This is a genomic window from Conyzicola sp., from assembly GCF_057073975.1.
Map to the genome: position 1 here is coordinate 1 of NZ_JBXMIS010000074.1, position 15,988 is coordinate 15,988.

The window sequence follows — 15,988 nt, forward strand, 5'->3', positions numbered from 1 at the left end:
GAAGCACGAGGATGCCGTGCATGCCCCCGAGGGCGTCGAGCGCCTCGATCGCGGCAGCGATGCCGGCGGACGAGGCACCCTGCGCCTCAGGAGTGGAGCGGGGTAGCGGGTTCACCGTGTCAGTGTACGGCCGGAGTTCCCCACTCCTGTGGTGCCGGCTTGCGGATGAAGAACGCGAGCGGAATCGCCGCGAGCGAGATCACCGCGCCGTAGATGAACGCGGTGTGGATGCCCGCCGCGGTCGCGTCCACCTCGGAGACCCCAGCGCCCGTCTGGTCGAGCACGATCGCCGACATCACGGTGATGAAGAGCGCGACGCCGGCGGCGCCAGCGAGCTGCTGCACGGTGCCGACGACGGCGCTGCCGTGGGAGTAGAGCTTCGCCGGGATCGCACCGAGGCCCGCCGTGAACAGCGGGGTGAAGATGAGGGCGAGGCCGACGCTGAGGGTCAGGTGGAAGGCGATGATCATCCACAGCGGCGTCGTCTGGCTGAGCAGGGTCATGCCCCACAGCGCTGCGCTGACCACGATCGCTCCGGAGATCACCAGTGCACGCGGGCCGATGCGGTCGTAGATGCGGCCGACGAACGGCGCGAGCAGGCCCATGATGAGGCCGCCGGGCAGGATGAGGAGCCCGGTGGTGATCGGCTCGAGGCCGAGCACGTTCTGCGTGTACAACGGCAGCAGGATGAAGGTGCCGAACAGCGCCATCATGCTGATCGTGAGCATGCCGACCGCGAACGTGAAGGTGCGGGTCTGGAAGGTGCGCAGGTCGAGCAACGCGGAGTCGCTCTTCTGCAGGCGCACCTGGCGCAGCACGAAAAGCGTGATCGCGGCGAGGCCGATGATGAGGGGCAGCCAGCTCTGCATCGCGCCGATGCCCGCGGTGCCGATGTTGCTCAGGCCGAACACGAGCCCGCCGAAGCCGAAGGCCGACAGTGGCACCGAGATGAAGTCGATCGACGTCTTGGTTGGCTCGGTCACGTTCGGCACCCGACGCGAGCCGACGATGAGGGCGGCGATGGCGATGGGCAGCACGAGCAGGAACATGAAGCGCCAGTTGAGGTACTGCAGGATGAGCCCGGAGATGACCGGGCCGAGGGCCGGTGCGACAGAGATGACGATCGAGATGTTGCCCATGACGCGCCCGCGCGACTGCTCTGGAACGAGGGTGAGCACGGTGGTGAACAGCAGCGGGATCATGATCGCGGTGCCGGTTGCCTGAACGACGCGGGCGGCCACGAGCAGCTCGAAGCCGGGAGCGACGGCGGCGAAGAGGGTGCCGGCGCTGAACAGCGTCATCGCGGTGATGAACACCGTGCGGGTGTGCATGCGCTGCAGCAGGAAGCCGGTGATCGGGATGACGACGGCCATCGTGAGCATGAAGGCGGTGGTGAGCCACTGGGCTGCGTCTGCGTCGATGCGCAGCTCGTCCATGAGCTTGGGCACGGCGACGCCCATGATGGTCTCGTTGAGGATGACGACGAAGGTCGAGATCAGCAGCAGCGTGATCACGAGGCGGTTGCGTGCGGCGTGGTCGGGCGCCCCCTCTGCGGTGGTTGTGGTGGTGTCGATGGTCGTTTCAGCCAAGAGGGTTCCCGTCGGTGGAAAGCGGATGGGGTGCAGCGTCGCTGCGAGAAGTCGTGCTGGTGTCAGCGTTTTCCCAGTGTGGAGTATTCCCCCGACATTGGAACAGCCGTATCGCTGAGGGCGTACTCAGCCCTCGATGGCCGCAGCGAGCTGCTCGAGCAGGCCGCGGGTGCCCTCCTCGCGGAGGCCGGGTCGGTCGTTTCCGTCGAAGTACGCGCCGTGCTCAACGAGCACGAGTCGCGTGCCTGTCGATGTCGGAACGAACTCCAGCGACTGCAGGGAGGTCGACAGCTTGTCGTCGCCGAAGTGCATCGTGTAGCTGAACACGATCCGCTCGTCGTCGACGATGTCGTGGTAGACCGCATCGAAGACGCTGTTCTGCCCGTGAAACTCGCCCGCAGAGTACTCCCGGCCTCCTTCGCGAAAGTCGAACTCCCAGATCGTCGGAGGATAGGCGGCATCGCCGAACCACTTCGCCTTCTGCTCCCGTGTCGAGAAGCCGGCGAAAACCGTCGCGGGCGGCACCGCGTATTCGCGCTCGAGGGTGAAGGTGGAGTGCACAATGCTTCGTTCTGTCATCTCTCGTTCTCCTGTTCTTCGGCGAGCATCGCACCGAGCCGATCGAGGCGCTGCTCCCACAGCAGGCGGTGCTTCGACATCCACTGCTCCGCGACGCTGAGGGCCGCGGGCTCGAGCTGGCAGCTGCGCACCCTCCCGGTCTTCGTGGAGCGCACGAGTCCGCTCGCTTCGAGCACGGCGAGGTGCTGCAGCACGGCGGGCATCGACATGTCGAGGGGTTCGGCAAGCTGGCTCACCGAGGCAGAGCCGCGACTGAGGCGCTCGACCATGCTGCGGCGGCTCGGGTCTGCGAGCGCCTGGAACATGGCATCCAGCCTCTCCTGTTGCTTAAGCATGTGCTTAAGTATTCATGGATGACGGCGAGTGTCAAGCGACGGGTCGCGGCGCCTTCCACCGGCCGAGCAGCAGGATCGCGATGGAGAACGACACGGCACCGACGACGGCGAGCGGGAAGTCGAGGAACCACTGCAGCACGGCGAACGCGGGAGCGAAGGTCAGCATGGCGCCGACGACCACGATGCCGACCGGGGGAGTCGGGCCGATCTCGCGCGGCGCCTCGTAGCGCCCGACAAGGAACGAGAGACCGAACAGCGCGGCGAACACGACGACGAAGAAGACCGGGCGCGTCGCCCACCACGCTGCCGTGCCCGGCTCCGGGCTCGCACCCGGAATCAGCAGCGCAACCCCCGAGAGGGCGATGATGAGCGGCAGGTGCCAGAGGTAGATCGTCATGAGCCGCGTGCCGACGAGGAAGACGACCGCGCGGGCCGCGTGGGTCGTCATGAGCCAGGCCAGCCACGGGCGCATCGCCCGGAGGATGCACGCCTGGGCGAGCGCGAGCAGCACGAGCGGCAGCGTGGCCGGGTTGAGGTTCGCCAGCATGTCCCACGAGTACGGACCGAGCAGCACCACCACGAAGAGCACGAGGTAGCACGCGACAGCGATGCCGAAGAGCTGCCATCCGGTGCGGGCGGCGAACCAGCCGTCGGCATACCAGAAGCCGAACTGCTGGGCCAGCAGCCAGACAAAGGCGAGGTTGAGGAGTCCGATCTCGGTGACGCCCGTGGTGAAGCGCAGGGCGTCGACGAGGATGACGGCCGCCAGCAGCACAAGGAGGGTGCGCTTCGGGGCGCGCGCGTGCCATCCGGCCATGAACGGCACGAGGGACTGGCACAGCGTGTACGCGGCGAGGAACCACAGCGGGAAGCCTGCGCCGGAGACGACGGTGTCGAGCAGCTGCGGATCGACACCGATGACGAACCGCGCCACCCCGACGACAACGACATAGAAGAGGAAGAGGGGAAGAGCGGGCTGCGCGAGTCGCAGCACCCGGTTGCGCACGTACTGCGCTGCGCCGCCACCGCGTCGCTGCAGGGACCGCCAGGCGGTGAGCGACGCGAACCCGCCGACCACGAAGAACAGCGGCATGATCTGGCCGACCCAGGTGGCTGCCGCGAACCACGCCTGGTCTTCGAGTGGGCGAGAAACCACCAAGGAGCCGTCACCGGCCACTCCGACGCCGACCATGAGCAGGTGGATGACGACGACGAGAACCACGCAGAACACCCTGGCGATGTCGAGCGTCAGGTCGCGGGCGGAGATGTCGATCGAGGTGGACTCTGCGCGCACGCTGCTGCGTGGCCGCTCGGGGGACTGCGTCATGCCTGCACTCTACGAGACCAGCACTCTCTGAGAAGCAATCAGGTCTGACAAGAATCGGGGGATACCCCGATTGCCGCTGCCGCTCGCTCGCCAGAGACTGGAACTATGAAGCTCACACGCCCCCGCTCCGGAATCGTCATCGCCGGCGTCTGCGCCGCCATTGCCAACCGCTTCGGCTGGTCGGTCGGCCTTGTGCGCCTGCTCACCGTGCTCTCTGTGTTCATTCCCGGCCCGCAGGTCATCATCTACATCGTGCTCTGGGTGCTGATCCCCAAGGAGTCGTGACCTAGCCTTGGACTCGTGAGTACCGCGCGTGAGGAGAGACCGAAGCCCTTCTGGCGCTCTGTCGGCTACCTGCTCTTCTCGCTGGCGTGGGCTCTGGTGCTCGCGGCGACCACTGCCGCGTTCTGGCTCGCCGTCTGGCGGGTGGCGCAGGGTGCGGTGGGCCCGTTCACCGGAACCCCGATCGCCGGCGTCGTCATCCTCGTGATTCTCGGGGCGCCGCTCATCGGGTACCTGTTCTTCCTCTCCCCGCTGCTGACCGCCACGCAGACGGTTCTCGGCGCGCTGCTGCTGCGCGATTCGCTCAGCTCGAAGGATGCCGACCCGCCGGTCGCGGTGAACACCGGCCGCCGCATCCCCATCCTCGCTCCCGTGCGCTCCACCGAGCTGACCCGCCGGCTCGTCGCTATCGGCGACCGCGCGAGGGTGCCCGGCGGCAGGCTGCTCGCGCTCGTCTTCGCTCTTGGTGCGATGTCCATCGCGGTCGTCGTCGTCGTCGGGTGGAGCTAGAACAGCCGCCGTGCTGCGCGAGTGATCGCGCGACGTGCCCCCCTGGCCGGGGCAGTGAAGGCCCAAGAGTGCGAACCGAGGATGCGCGCAAGCTCCGCCTCCGCCCTGTCGCGCTCGAACTCGGCCCGCGCGAACCGTTTGTTGAGCCGGTCGAGCTGAGCAATAGCGCCCCGGTTGACGAGCGTGTCGAGCTGTTCCTGTGCGTCGGCGCGGCGCACGAAGGCGGCCCAGCGGCGCAGCTCCTCCAGCCTCTCCTCCTCGCTCCAGGTGTCGCGTCCGTCGCTGGAGGTAGGGAACTGCAGGGTTGTCATGCGCGAGCTCGTAGCCCCGCGAAAGTCGTCGCTGCGAAAGAACTTGCGCCACTGTTGGTGGTCGGGCCACTGGCCACGGGGAGTCGTCGACCACGGGTCGTCAACCTCGAGGTAGTACTCCCGTGAATGTGCCGTGCCAGTGATGCTGACCAGGTTGTACCGCACCCATTCAGCAGCGTGCCAGGCGACGGTGTCGTCATCGGAGAGGTCGGCCGGGTAGTGCCCGACCGTGCCCTCCGGCATCATCCAGCCGTTGAGGGACTGCACGAAGTTGTGGTTCTCGAGCAGTTCGAGCAGGTCAGCGACATGGTCACGCAAGAGGAGATCGTCATCGCACAGGTAGAACACGGCGTCACTGCCGGCCTGCTCGATCGCGGTGTGGCGATAGCTCTCGCCATGGTTGTCGCCCTTGGGGTTGTCGAAGAACCGTACCCGCGGATCTGCCTCTAGCTGCCGTGCCATCATGCGAACGTCGTGGGTCACGCCGTCGCCGATGATGAGGACCTCGATGTCGTCGATGGTCTGCGCGAGCGCGCTCTCGACAGCGAGGCCAAGCGACTCTGCGCGGTTGTGGCTGGGAATCAGGATGGACGCTCGCGGAGTCACGTCGGCGACCCCTCGTATGGCAGCTCCGCCAGCACAAGGGCGGTGGAGTGCTCGTCGGCCAGCCGGTACCAGATGAACTCGCCCTTCTCGAGAAGCACGGCATCGCCCGGCGTCGTCAGGTCGACCCCGTCTCCGAGGGTGGTGGCGTCTCGTCCGACGCGCACCGTCGCCGCGCCTGCCGTCAGCACGAGCAGCTGGGCGCACGGCACGACGTGCTCGCCTCGCACCGCGCCTCCCGTCGGGCCCGTCACGGAGAAGGCCCGTCGCACCGTGAAGGGCACGCTGGAGAACTCGACGGCCATGAGTGACCCGCGATCATCGATAGCCAGCGGCATGCTCAGCAGCTCAGGTTGCCTCATCGCCCCACTCCTCCAGTGTTGCCACGATCCGCGACACCTCCTGATCGGCTAGTTCAGGGTATGACGGCAGCGACAGGATGCGGTCGCACAGTCTCGCTGCCACGGGTGCCATTCCCGCTCGCTCGACCCGCAGTCCCGGCATCTCGTCGAGCAGGAACGGGTAGTGCACCGACCATTGAATCTGTCGCTCGTCGAGAACACGTTGCAGCGAGGGGCGCTCCGCGGTGATGACGACGGCGTGGTGGGCGACCGTGGTCGCCGGGTCGCCGAAGTAGCGGGCCCCGGCAGGCACAGCCGCCGCGTAACGCTGGGCTATTTCCCGTCGGAGCGCGTTGCGCTCGTCAAGGAATGGCAGTCGCGCACTCAGCACCGCGGCCTGCAGCGTGTCGAGGCGGGAGTTGCGGCCTCCGGCCAGTTCGACCCTGAAGCGGTCGCCCCATCCGTATTCCCGTAGTCGACGTGCTCGCGCGGCAGCTGCTGGATCGGCGAAGTGCACTGCACCAGCGTCGCCGATCGCCCCGAGGTTCTTCGTCGGATAGAAGCTGAACGTCGCCGCCTCGCCGCGCAGGCCGACGTGAGCGCCGTCACGGCGCGCGCCAGCCGCCTGGGCGCAGTCCTCGACGAGCATGATTCCTGCTCTGCGACGCCAGGCATCGAGTTCTGAGATATCGGGTGCCTCGCCATGCAGGTGCGTGACGACGATCGCGGTAACGCCACTGCGCATGGCAGCCTGCGCGCTGGTCGCGGACGGCAGCATGGCCACCTCGTCGACGTCGACGCTGACCGGCACCAGCCCCGTCATCCTGCATGCCGTAGCGGCGTATCCGCCCTCGTTCGCCGCGACCAGAACCCCAGAGCCCGGCGGCAGATCGAGGGCGGCAAGGGCGATCGCGATGGCGTCGGTGCCGTTGGCCGTGCCGACTACTTCTGTGCCACCGAGGTAGTCGGCGAACTCCCGCTCGAAGCGCTCGACCACAGGGCCAAGGACCCACCGGTCTCCGTCGACGACTGAGGACACGGCTGCGCGAACCGCGGCCCTCTCCTCGTCTGTCATGCGGCTGGGGGCAGCCGCGGGGATCAGGCTCACGAGCGCCCGAGCACGTCGGCGCCGTACTGCGCGGGGGTCATCGCGACTCGTCCGCTGATGTCGAGCATGCGGTGAACCCGCTCGAGAAGAGACACATTCGACGCGAGTGTGGTGTGGGCGCGGTCGAGGTAGATGCCGTCTTCGAGGCCGACGCGCACCCCGCCGCCCGCGGCGATGGCGATCGACTGGGCGGTCTGCTGATAGTCGCCGATGCCAGCGCCCGACCACGTCGTCTGCTCTGGCACACGGTCGATTGCGAGGCCGATCTCGGCCGGCGTCGCCTGCATGCCGGCGATGTTGCCGAAGAAGAGGTTGGCAGCGACAGGGCCCACCAGCAGCCCCTCCTTACGCAGCACCGTCGCGACGTTCAGCATGCCGAGATCGAATACCTCGAGCTCAGGCGTGATGCCGCGATCACGCATGATGCGAGCGAGCCCGCGCACGACCTCGGGAGAGTTGACAGAGGCACCGCTCATGAAGTTGAGGGATGAGAGTGTGAGGGATGCCATGTCGGGCTTGAGGTCCCCATCGAGTGCGAGTACGTCGGCGCGCTTCTCGAGCTCTGACCAGGTGCGACCGCTCGTGCTCACGTTGATGACGACGTCGGGTGCAGCCTCGCGCACTCGCCCGATGATCTCGGCGTAGATCTCTCGCGACCAGGCGGGCTCGCCGTCTGCGTCGCGGGCGTGCAGGTGCACGCTGGAGATTCCGATGGCAGCGCATGCGGCGACATCGCGCGCGATCTCAGAGGGCGTGAGGGGAACATGCGGCGTCATGGCCCGCGTCGGCACCATTCCCGTCGGCGCGAGAACGATCGGCACAGCAGCAGAGAGGCGGCTCAGCAGTGTGGACATGACGTGGAGATTCCTGATGGTTCGAGCACACGGATGACGCGAGCAGGGTTGCCGACGACGACGTGCCAGTCGGGCACCGACCTCGTCACGACGGCCCCGGCCCCGACGACCGCTCCGACGCCAATAGTGAGTTCTGGGAGGATGACCGCGCCGGTTCCGATGGCGGCGGTGGCAGCCACGACGACGCCACCCGCGAGCGTTGCCCCCGGCGCGAGCGAGGCGGCGAAGCCGATGCTGTTGTCGTGGCCGACAGACGCCGACCTGTTGATGTTGGCATGGCATCCGATCGTCGTGTTGGATGCGATGACAGCAGCGGCGTTGACATAGGCGCCATGCTGGATCTGGCTCGTCGAGGCGACGACGGCCGTTGGGTCGGCAAGGCTGACCGGGGTGGCCAAACCAGCGGCAGCGAGTGACCGGGCCACGGTAGCCCGCGCAACTGCGGAGGACAGTCCAAGCACGAACGGCAGGGCACGGTCGACGGTGTCGTCGAGCGGCGCGAGGGACGGCAGTCGCCTGTCGGCACCCCCGTGGTTGTCGATGCACGCGATACTCAAGCCGGCCCGTCTGGCGCTCTCGACCACCTCCCACGCATAGGGGGTCGCCACGCCGATGACGAGTAACTCGGGGGAAAGCACCCGCCAATCGTAGTGGCGGAGACAAAGCCAGGGCGCGGGGGTTTTGCATCATTTTTAGACCAGTGTCGATTTCTCCTTTCGCGGTTCGTCGTTGGTGCATAGCGTGACTCACAAGGAGGAAACATGGAGTACCTGATGTTCGTCGTGGTCGACCCGACGGGAGAGCAGAGCGACGAGAGCCCAGAGGCATGGGTGAACGAGATGGATGCGGCTGGCATCCGCCTGCACGGCGACCGGCTGCAGGCGATCGAGGATGCGACGACGGTGCGCGTGCGGGGCGGCGAGGTCATCGTCAGCGACGGCCCGTTCACCGACTCGAAGGAGTGGATCGCGGGCTACGACCTGCTGGAGTGCGACAGCCTCGAGCAGGCCGTGGAGGTTGCGTCGAAGCACCCCATGGCCCGCGCAGGAGCCATCGAGGTTCGCGCGGCGTGGCCGATCGACCTCGCTAGCTTTCCGGAGGCCGCCAAGTGAAGTACTTCATGTTCGTCGTTGAGGACCCGACGGCAGAGCCCTACGTCGCGGCAGAGGACACCATCGGCGACTGGGTCGAGGAGATGACCGCTCGCGGCATCAACCAGAAGGGCGACCGGCTGCGTCCGGCGAGCGAGGCGAAGACCGTGCGCATCCGCTCTGGCGAGACACTCGTGACCGACGGGCCGTTCACCGAGTCGCGCGAGGTGATCGCCGGCTACGACATCCTCGAGTGCGCCGACCTCGACGAGGCCATCGAGGTCGCGTCGAAGCATCCGATGGCGCGGTTCGGGCGCATCGAGCTGCGGCCCTTCTGGGATTGGACCGCCTGATCTCCGAGGTCGATGACGCAGTCGCCGGTGCATACCGAGACGAGTGGGCGCGCGTGGTGTCCACCCTCATCCGTATCACCGGCGACTGGTCGCTCGCCGAGGACTGCACAGCAGAGGCGTTCGCGACGGCGCTAGAGCGATGGGGCGCCGACGGCGTGCCGCGCAACCCCGGCGCGTGGCTGACAACGGTTGCGAAGAACCGCGCGCTCGACCGGCTTCGGCGTGCCGCGAACGAGGCGAGAAAACTGAGGGAGGTGGCGATCATGAGCGAACTGGAGCAACCAGTGGATGACGAGGACGTCACCGACGACCGCCTCCGCCTCGTATTCACGTGCTGCCACCCCGCCCTCCCGCTCGAGGCGCGCGTGGCCCTCACGCTGCGCACCGTCGCCGGGCTCACGACGCCGGAGATCGCGCACGCCTTCCTCGTGCCGGAGGCGACGATGGCGCAGCGCATCGTGCGGGCCAAGCGCAAGATCACCAACGCGGGCATCCCGTACCGGGTACCTCCTGCCCACCTGCTCCCCGAACGGCTCGGAGGCGTTCTCGCGGTGCTCTACCTGCTCTTCAACGAGGGCTACTCCGCCTCGAGCGGGGCGGTGCTCGTGCGCACCGACCTCGCCGCCGAGGCGATCCGCCTCACCCGGGCCGTCGTCGGTCTCATGCCCGACGAGCCGGAGGCCCGCGGACTGCTCGCGCTCATGCTGCTGCAGCACTCGCGCCGCGACGCCCGCCTCGACGCCGCCGGCGAGCTCGTGACCCTCGACGAGCAGGACCGCACGCGCTGGGACCACGCGGCCATCGAGGAGGGGCTCTCGCTGCTCGACGCACGAGGCGGCGCGTACCAGCTGCAGGCGGCCCTCGCCGCGGTGCACGCGAGCGCCTTCGACGCGGCGGCGACCGACTGGGCGGCGGCCGTCGCCATCTACGACCGGCTCGTGGCGCTGTCGCCGACGCCCGTGATCGCGCTCAACCGGGCCATCGCCATCGGTATGGCGCGTGGTTTCGAGGCGGGCCTCGCCGAGATCGACCGGGTGGCGGCATCCACGGCTCTCGATGGCTACTACCTCGTGCCAGCGGCTCGCGCCGACTTCCTGCGGCGCCTCGGTCGCAACACCGAGGCGGCCGAGCAGTACCGCCGCGCGCTCGAGACGGTGCCGACGGATCCAGAGCAGCGGTTCCTTGTGCGACGGCTGCAACAGGTAGAGGGTGGATAGATGTTCAGTGCAGACAAGGCGTTCAGCGGCTTCTCGGTCGACGACATCGAGGCGGCCAAGAAGTTCTACGGCGAGACCCTCGGTCTCCAGGTCGACGTCAACCCCATGGGGTTCATCGACATCACCCTTCCCACCGGTGCGCGGGTGCTGGCCTACGGCAAGCCGAATCACACGCCGGCGAGCTTCACCATCCTCAACTTTCCCGTCGACGACGTCGAGGCTGCGGTCGACGACCTCAACGCGCGCGGCGTGGTGACGAAGATCTACCGCGACCCGGATTTCGGCACGGATGAAAAGGGCATCTCGCGCGGACAGGGGCCAGACATCGCCTGGTTCACCGATCCGGCCGGAAACGTGCTCTCGGTGCTGAAAGCCGACTAGTCGTCTGGCACGGTCATGAGCCAGAACCCGGCACCGAGCGTGTCTCTGACGCGCACGACGCGGCCGTAGGGGGTGTCCTCCGGCTCGTCGATGACGGTGCCGCCGAGGGTCGTGACGAGTTCTGCACTCGCGTCGACGTCGGCCACAGAGAAGTAGTGCTCCCAGTGCGATGACTCCCGGCCGAGCGTCGAGGCGGCGTCGAAGATGCCGGCGTAGGCCGGCTCGCCGACCGTCGACATGCGGAAGGAGTCGTCGTCACTGAGCACGTCGAGGCTCCAGCCGAAGACCGTCTCGTAGAAGGGCACGGCTCGGTCGAACGCGTCGGTGTGCAGCTCGTGCCAGACGGGCCCGCCCACCTCGTCGATGTGCTCGAAGCCCGGGAGGTTTCCCTGCTGCAGCGCGCCGATCTCGGCTCCCGACGGGTCGGTCATGAGCGCGGCCCGGCCGAGGTCGCCGAGGTGCGGGGCTCGGTAGGACTGGCCGCCGGCCTCCTCTGCGCGCGCGGATGCGGCATCCACGTCGTCGACCCGAAGGTAGAGGCGCCAGTAGCTGCCGCCAGAGGCGAGGCCAGCCACTCTCTTCGTGGCGAGGGTGAAGCCCGCGTCGTCGGCCTTCCAGCTGAACAGCCCGCCATAGAAGGCCGCCGACGCAGCGTGGTCGTGACTCACGAGCTCTGCCCAGACCGGGGCTCCCTGTAGTGCGTCGCGGTGGTTCGCCATTGCTCCTCCTTGCGCTCACGTCGAGGCTAGCCCCGCAACGCGTCGATCGCTATCAGCGCGCTGCGCCGAAGAAGGAGGCCAGCTCCGCAGGCAGACGGTGCGGGTGGGCTGGTGTGGATGCGGGAGTCGCCAAGCAGCGAATGCGCTGGTTCGTGCGTAGTCCTGCTGCGTTCGAGAAACGATCATCTGCCGATCGCCCGGCGTCTGACCCGCGAGCCCCCGGGTTAGGGTTGATCAATGAGCAAGGCGCGTGCAACAGTCGAAATGGTGGCTGGTACAAGCCTTTCGTGGACGTGGGAGGTGCTCACCCCCATCGATCCGGCGCGGTTCTACCCGAGGTTCGGCATCATCCCGGCTACTGTCGCGGTGCGCGACCAGAGCGGCCCGTGGAACACCGTTGGTCAGACTCGCACCCTCATGCTTGGCGACCGCGGTCACGTCGTCGAGACGATCACCGACGTCGTCGAGCCGACGTTCTTCGCCTACGAGCTCACCGACTTTCAGAAGGCCTTCAAGGTTCTTGTCGACCACGCCCGCGCCGAGTGGACGTTCACTGCGGTCGACGGCGGCACCCTCGTCTCGTGGAGCTACGAGTTCTTCCCGCGCAAGCGCTGGGGGTGGCTGCTGCGCATCATCGTCGCCCGCGCCTGGGAGCCGTACATGCGATCCGTGCTGCCAGAGATCGTGCACGAGGCAGAGCGGCTCGCCTAGGCAGTCTTCATCACGCCAGCCGTGAAGGCCGCGACTCGCTCGGTGAGACCGGCGATGCGCTTCTCTAGCACCTCGGCGGGGTCTGGTTGCATCGGGTGCGCCGCGGGCAGGATGCGGATCATGATGGAGCAGGCAAGGTCGTCGCAGATGTAGGTGCCGACCGAGTTGCCGTTGCGACCCGACTCGCCCGCCCGCGCGGCAGAGAACAGGGTGACCTGGCCGGAGGGCTGCGGCGTGCGGCACAGCACGCACATCGCAGAGATACCCGGCCGCAGTGACGGCTCGCTCGCGCGAAGCACGATGCCGACGGGGGTCTCGTCGACCCAGTGCACGAGGTAGCCGCGCAGGGGAGCCCCCGGATCGCGCCAGCCGAGGTACTCCCGGCTATCCCAGATGACCTCGTGCAGGCCGGGCATCGGAATCCGGTCGACCTCGCCCTTGGTGGCGTTGACGAACGAACGACGGATGTCGGCGTCGGTGAGCAGCTTCATCGCGTTAATCCTATGGCTGGCGGCAATCGCCTAGCCCGGAGTCACGTCGGTCTGGTCGAGGATGTCGTCGTAGTCGCGGTGCTTGGTCACGAACGCGGCGACCATGGGGCAGTGCGCGACGATGCGGAGCCCCGCTGCGCGCGTGTCGTCGAGCGCCCAGCGGATGAGCTGGCTGGCGAGCCCGTGACCCTGAAAAGCGGGGTCGACCTCGGTGTGCAGGAAGTCGCGCTGGCCGCCCGACTCTCGGTAGGTGGAGAGGCCGACGGGCTCGCCGTCGACGGAGATGACATAGCGGTGGCGGTCGGGAGCGTGGGCGATGGTGACGTTCTCCATCCATCCATCGTGCCCTACTCATTCACATATCGCCGGGGGTACGGCGTTGTGCACATTGCCACGGAATTGCCACGACTCTCTCAGAAAGATCGCGCAGGGTGGGTGTTGCTGTGTTGGCCACCGCTACGCATGCCCCCCGATGAAGTGCAGCACGACCGCACGTCAGCGCGCCGCGAGCGCGAGACCCGACGGAGTACCCACCTTGCATCCCAGTTCTTCCACCGTGAGTTCGCGCGTTCCGAAGCGTGCGACCCACGGGCACAGCTTCCTGCGCCTGCGCAAGTCTCAGCTCACCTTCGGGGCCATCACCTTCACTGCCGCGATGGCGTGCATTCCCACTCTTCCGGCCTCGGCAGAGATCGTGCAGGCCGAGGTCACCGTCGTTCGCCTGCAATCGTTCGTCACGCCCGTCTCTGTCGCTGCGATTCCCGAGGTCAGCCGCGCCAACTACACCGTGTCCGTGTTCTCTGTTGTTCAGGCCCCTGCGCCGGCGGGAACAGGCATTCTCAGCGCTTTCGGCAATCGTGGCGCCTCGTGCGAGGGCTGCTCGAGCTTCCACTCCGGCGCCGACTTCGCGCTGCCCGCCGGGTCTCCCGTGCTCGCCATAGCCGACGGCGTCGTGTCTGAGGTTGGACCAGACGGGTCCCTTGGCACGTTCGTGAAGATCGAGCACGTCATCGACGGTCAGACCGTCACGAGCACCTACGCCCACATGGTCTCTGGCTCGATGCCCTTCTCGATCGGCGACGTCGTCTCTCGCGGAACGCAGCTTGGCCTGGTCGGGATGACCGGGGCTGCGACTGCACCCCACCTGCACTTCGAGATCCGCCTCGGCGGCCCCTTCGGCACGGCGGTCAACCCGTTGCCGTGGCTCAAGGCGCACATCAACGCGTAGCTGGGCGCGCTAGTACCTGCGCACGAGGTCGACGGCCAGATCCCACGACATGGTCTGCCCGATCTCGACAGCGTGGCCGAGGTTGTCGCCGGCGAGAGCGACGAAGACATTGCCGACCCGGTGGACGTACCCGAGCGTGTCTGTCTCGGAGAGCACGCAGTACAGATCGTCGTCAACCAGAGCGATGTCTGGCCGCTTGCTTGGGGAAATCAGCACCATCGTCACTCCTCAGTCATGGTCGGGCCCACACGGTTTGCCCCTCAATCGGGGGTAGACCCATTCAACGCCCTGGAAGAGCAGACGCCAAGGGATTGACTAAGTTCTCAAAGCTGTTACGCAGTGTGGCGCGCGGTGACGCTGAGGGTGCTCAGACCATCGACTTCGGTGGATTGGTCGCGCCGTTCGGCTCAGCAGTGAACTGCAGGCCCGTCGTGCTGTTGGCAGAGAGCGTGAGAGCCTCGAGCCATTCCCGGTTGATGGTGACCGGCTTGCTGCCGGAGTAGCGGAAGTAGAGGGGAATCGAATTGCTCAGCCAGATGCTGCTGCGGCCGTCGCCGACGCTCGCATCGTCTTTCCAGGAGAAGAAGAAGCCCTCGCCGCGACGCAGCTTGGCGCCGATCACCAACTGCAGGTGGGCCATGGCGCGGTCGTCGAACACGACCTCGGTTCCCGAGTCCCCGTAGAGGATCTTGCCCATGGGCGTGCTCCTGGCCTTTCTCTTGCTCGTGACCGGCCGGTGCATCCACGCCGATTCATGTCCTACTGCATCAAGTCAAACACGAGAGCGCCCTGGCGTGAAACGGCCGTCAGAAGAGGGCGAGCGCGTCGGTCGGCGGCAGCTCTTCTGCCAACAGGGATCCGACCGGTCTTCTCTCGCCGTTGGCGTCTCTCATGCGCCCGAGCGCTGTGCTGCGCACGCCACCCGTCGTCGCATCCTCCTGGCCGCGACGCAGTCCGTGCTTGGCGATGAGCGGCTTGATGCGGGCTGCGAGCCAGGTGCGGTAGTCCTTCGGGGCGTAGGAGTTCGTGCCGTAGTACATGTAGCGGTACTTCTCCTCGAGCTCCGGGTGCTCGCGTGCCAGCCACTGCATGAACCACTGCTTCGTGCCGGGGCGCAGGTGCAGGGCGGTGTAGAGCACGCTGCTGGCACCCGACGCCTTGATCTGGGCGAGGGCGGCATCCAGGTGCGCGATGCTGTCGGTGAGGTGCGGCAGTACGGGCATCATGAACACGGAGCAGTGCAAGCCGGCCTCGCGCACCGCGCGAACAGTGGCGAGCCGAGCGGCCGTCGATGGTGTGCCTGGCTCGATGGCCTGCTGCAGGTCATCGTCGAACACGGCGATCGACATCGCGAGGTCGACGGGAACCTGCTCGTTCGCCTCGGCGAGCAGCGGAAGGTCGCGGCGCAGCAGCGTTCCCTTGGTGAGGATGGAGAACGGCGTGCCGGTGCTCGCAAGAGCCGCGATGATGCCGGGCATCAACCGGTAGCGCCCCTCTGCGCGCTGGTATGGGTCGGTGTTGGTGCCGAGGGCGACGGCGGGAACCTGGCCGCGCTTCTTCACGAGCTCTTTCGCGAGCACCTCGGCGGCGTTCAGCTTGACGATGATCTCGTTGTCGAAGTCGGCACCCGCATCGAGGTCGAGGTAGGTGTGCGTGTTGCGCGCGAAGCAGTAGACGCAGGCGTGACTGCAGCCGCGGTAGGGGTTGACCGTCCAGGTGAACGGCATGGCGCTCGCGCCGGGCACGTGGTTGAGCGCCGACTTCGCTAGCACCTCGTGAAAGGTGATGCCAGCGAACTCGGGCGTCTGCACGCTGCGCACGACATTGCTCAGCCGAACGAGCGCATTGCCCGACTCTGAGCTGAGTGACTGGCCTTCCCATCGCATGAGACCAGTCGAACATACGTTCGAAGGTTCTGCAAGGGCGGGTCTGGGGGGGGGGGGGGGGGGGGGGGGGGG

At 67.2% G+C, this 15,988-nt stretch carries 23 protein-coding genes; 8 read left to right on the plus strand and 15 right to left on the minus strand.

The window, feature by feature from the left end; translation table 11 throughout:
- Window positions 1-119: 119 nt before the first annotated feature.
- The 4 genes from AC14A7_RS06760 to AC14A7_RS06775 all read right to left on the minus strand — a co-directional run bounded on the left by AC14A7_RS06760 (window position 120) and on the right by AC14A7_RS06775 (window position 3,830).
- The gene (locus tag AC14A7_RS06760) at window positions 120-1,589 is read right to left on the minus strand and encodes an MDR family MFS transporter (RefSeq protein ID WP_484007476.1); all 1,470 of its coding nucleotides are present in this window, start codon (window positions 1,587-1,589) and stop codon (window positions 120-122) included.
- 126 nt (window positions 1,590-1,715) lie between these two features.
- Entirely contained in the window at window positions 1,716-2,168 is a 453-nt protein-coding gene (locus AC14A7_RS06765; protein ID WP_484007478.1) for an SRPBCC family protein, read from the minus strand.
- Window positions 2,165-2,503 carry an ArsR/SmtB family transcription factor gene (locus tag AC14A7_RS06770; RefSeq protein ID WP_484007480.1) on the minus strand — a complete coding sequence of 113 codons (339 nt, stop codon included), beginning with the start codon at window positions 2,501-2,503 and terminating at the stop codon, window positions 2,165-2,167. The genes AC14A7_RS06765 and AC14A7_RS06770 overlap by 4 nt, the downstream gene beginning before the upstream one ends.
- Window positions 2,504-2,534: 31 nt before the next feature.
- On the minus strand, window positions 2,535-3,830 hold the full coding sequence (locus tag AC14A7_RS06775; protein WP_484007482.1) for an acyltransferase family protein: 1,296 nt from the start codon (window positions 3,828-3,830) through the stop codon (window positions 2,535-2,537).
- A gap of 105 nt (window positions 3,831-3,935) precedes the next feature.
- Here AC14A7_RS06775 and AC14A7_RS06780 point away from each other — a divergent pair, with 105 nt between their 5' ends.
- Window positions 3,936-4,115 (plus strand): PspC domain-containing protein, encoded by a 180-nt coding sequence (locus AC14A7_RS06780; RefSeq protein WP_484007484.1) that lies wholly within the window; start codon window positions 3,936-3,938, stop codon window positions 4,113-4,115.
- Window positions 4,116-4,130: 15 nt separating this feature from the next.
- Window positions 4,131-4,622 carry a hypothetical protein gene (locus AC14A7_RS06785; protein ID WP_484007486.1) on the plus strand — a complete coding sequence of 164 codons (492 nt, stop codon included), beginning with the start codon at window positions 4,131-4,133 and terminating at the stop codon, window positions 4,620-4,622.
- On the opposite strand, the gene AC14A7_RS06790 is transcribed toward AC14A7_RS06785, so the two are convergent.
- The 5 genes from AC14A7_RS06790 to AC14A7_RS06810 are packed head-to-tail and all read right to left on the minus strand — an operon-like array spanning window position 4,619 to window position 8,477.
- Window positions 4,619-5,539 (minus strand): glycosyltransferase family 2 protein, encoded by a 921-nt coding sequence (locus tag AC14A7_RS06790; protein ID WP_484007488.1) that lies wholly within the window; start codon window positions 5,537-5,539, stop codon window positions 4,619-4,621. The genes AC14A7_RS06785 and AC14A7_RS06790 overlap by 4 nt on opposite strands.
- Entirely contained in the window at window positions 5,536-5,898 is a 363-nt protein-coding gene (locus AC14A7_RS06795) for a WxcM-like domain-containing protein (RefSeq protein WP_484007490.1), read from the minus strand. The genes AC14A7_RS06790 and AC14A7_RS06795 overlap by 4 nt, the downstream gene beginning before the upstream one ends.
- Entirely contained in the window at window positions 5,885-6,985 is a 1,101-nt protein-coding gene (locus tag AC14A7_RS06800) for a DegT/DnrJ/EryC1/StrS family aminotransferase (protein WP_484007492.1), read from the minus strand. Before AC14A7_RS06800 ends, AC14A7_RS06795 begins: the two co-directional genes overlap by 14 nt.
- The gene (locus tag AC14A7_RS06805; RefSeq protein ID WP_484007493.1) at window positions 6,982-7,839 is read right to left on the minus strand and encodes a beta-keto acid cleavage family enzyme; all 858 of its coding nucleotides are present in this window, start codon (window positions 7,837-7,839) and stop codon (window positions 6,982-6,984) included. The genes AC14A7_RS06800 and AC14A7_RS06805 overlap by 4 nt, the downstream gene beginning before the upstream one ends.
- Window positions 7,824-8,477, minus strand: coding sequence for an LbetaH domain-containing protein (locus AC14A7_RS06810; RefSeq protein ID WP_484007495.1), 654 nt, complete (start codon window positions 8,475-8,477; stop codon window positions 7,824-7,826). Before AC14A7_RS06810 ends, AC14A7_RS06805 begins: the two co-directional genes overlap by 16 nt.
- A 123-nt stretch (window positions 8,478-8,600) precedes the next feature.
- Here AC14A7_RS06810 and AC14A7_RS06815 point away from each other — a divergent pair, with 123 nt between their 5' ends.
- From AC14A7_RS06815 to AC14A7_RS06830, 4 genes are read left to right on the plus strand one after another with little or no spacing between them, the layout of a single operon-like run.
- Window positions 8,601-8,951, plus strand: coding sequence for a YciI family protein (locus AC14A7_RS06815; protein WP_484007497.1), 351 nt, complete (start codon window positions 8,601-8,603; stop codon window positions 8,949-8,951).
- Window positions 8,952-8,959: 8 nt separating this feature from the next.
- Window positions 8,960-9,283 carry a YciI family protein gene (locus AC14A7_RS06820; RefSeq protein ID WP_484007499.1) on the plus strand — a complete coding sequence of 108 codons (324 nt, stop codon included), beginning with the start codon at window positions 8,960-8,962 and terminating at the stop codon, window positions 9,281-9,283.
- Window positions 9,271-10,500, plus strand: a complete 1,230-nt coding sequence (locus tag AC14A7_RS06825) for an RNA polymerase sigma factor (RefSeq protein WP_484007501.1) — start codon at window positions 9,271-9,273, stop codon at window positions 10,498-10,500. The genes AC14A7_RS06820 and AC14A7_RS06825 overlap by 13 nt, the downstream gene beginning before the upstream one ends.
- A complete protein-coding gene (locus AC14A7_RS06830; RefSeq protein WP_484007503.1) occupies window positions 10,501-10,881 on the plus strand; it encodes a VOC family protein in 381 nt (126 codons plus the stop codon). It begins immediately after the preceding gene.
- Here the strand turns inward: AC14A7_RS06830 and AC14A7_RS06835 are convergent.
- Window positions 10,878-11,600: a VOC family protein gene (locus AC14A7_RS06835; RefSeq protein WP_484007505.1), complete on the minus strand. Its 723-nt coding sequence runs from the start codon at window positions 11,598-11,600 to the stop codon at window positions 10,878-10,880. The two genes, AC14A7_RS06830 and AC14A7_RS06835, sit on opposite strands and share 4 nt — an antisense overlap.
- Window positions 11,601-11,837: 237 nt before the next feature.
- On the opposite strand from AC14A7_RS06835, the gene AC14A7_RS06840 reads away from it, so the two are divergent.
- Window positions 11,838-12,311, plus strand: coding sequence for an SRPBCC family protein (locus AC14A7_RS06840; protein ID WP_484007507.1), 474 nt, complete (start codon window positions 11,838-11,840; stop codon window positions 12,309-12,311).
- On the opposite strand, the gene AC14A7_RS06845 is transcribed toward AC14A7_RS06840, so the two are convergent.
- Window positions 12,308-12,802, minus strand: a complete 495-nt coding sequence (locus AC14A7_RS06845) for an FBP domain-containing protein (RefSeq protein WP_484007509.1) — start codon at window positions 12,800-12,802, stop codon at window positions 12,308-12,310. The two genes, AC14A7_RS06840 and AC14A7_RS06845, sit on opposite strands and share 4 nt — an antisense overlap.
- A gap of 30 nt (window positions 12,803-12,832) precedes the next feature.
- Complete coding sequence (locus AC14A7_RS06850) at window positions 12,833-13,135, minus strand: GNAT family N-acetyltransferase (RefSeq protein ID WP_484007511.1); 303 nt, start codon at window positions 13,133-13,135, stop codon at window positions 12,833-12,835.
- Window positions 13,136-13,358: 223 nt separating this feature from the next.
- On the opposite strand from AC14A7_RS06850, the gene AC14A7_RS06855 reads away from it, so the two are divergent.
- Entirely contained in the window at window positions 13,359-14,030 is a 672-nt protein-coding gene (locus AC14A7_RS06855) for a M23 family metallopeptidase (RefSeq protein ID WP_484007513.1), read from the plus strand.
- Between the two features lie 9 nt (window positions 14,031-14,039).
- Here the strand turns inward: AC14A7_RS06855 and AC14A7_RS06860 are convergent, their stop codons facing one another.
- The 3 genes from AC14A7_RS06860 to AC14A7_RS06870 all read right to left on the minus strand — a co-directional run bounded on the left by AC14A7_RS06860 (window position 14,040) and on the right by AC14A7_RS06870 (window position 15,916).
- Window positions 14,040-14,249, minus strand: a complete 210-nt coding sequence (locus tag AC14A7_RS06860) for a hypothetical protein (protein ID WP_484007515.1) — start codon at window positions 14,247-14,249, stop codon at window positions 14,040-14,042.
- A gap of 148 nt (window positions 14,250-14,397) precedes the next feature.
- Entirely contained in the window at window positions 14,398-14,727 is a 330-nt protein-coding gene (locus AC14A7_RS06865) for a DUF7882 family protein (protein WP_484007517.1), read from the minus strand.
- Window positions 14,728-14,836: 109 nt separating this feature from the next.
- Window positions 14,837-15,916: an Rv2578c family radical SAM protein gene (locus tag AC14A7_RS06870; protein ID WP_484007519.1), complete on the minus strand. Its 1,080-nt coding sequence runs from the start codon at window positions 15,914-15,916 to the stop codon at window positions 14,837-14,839.
- Window positions 15,917-15,988 lie beyond the last annotated feature (72 nt).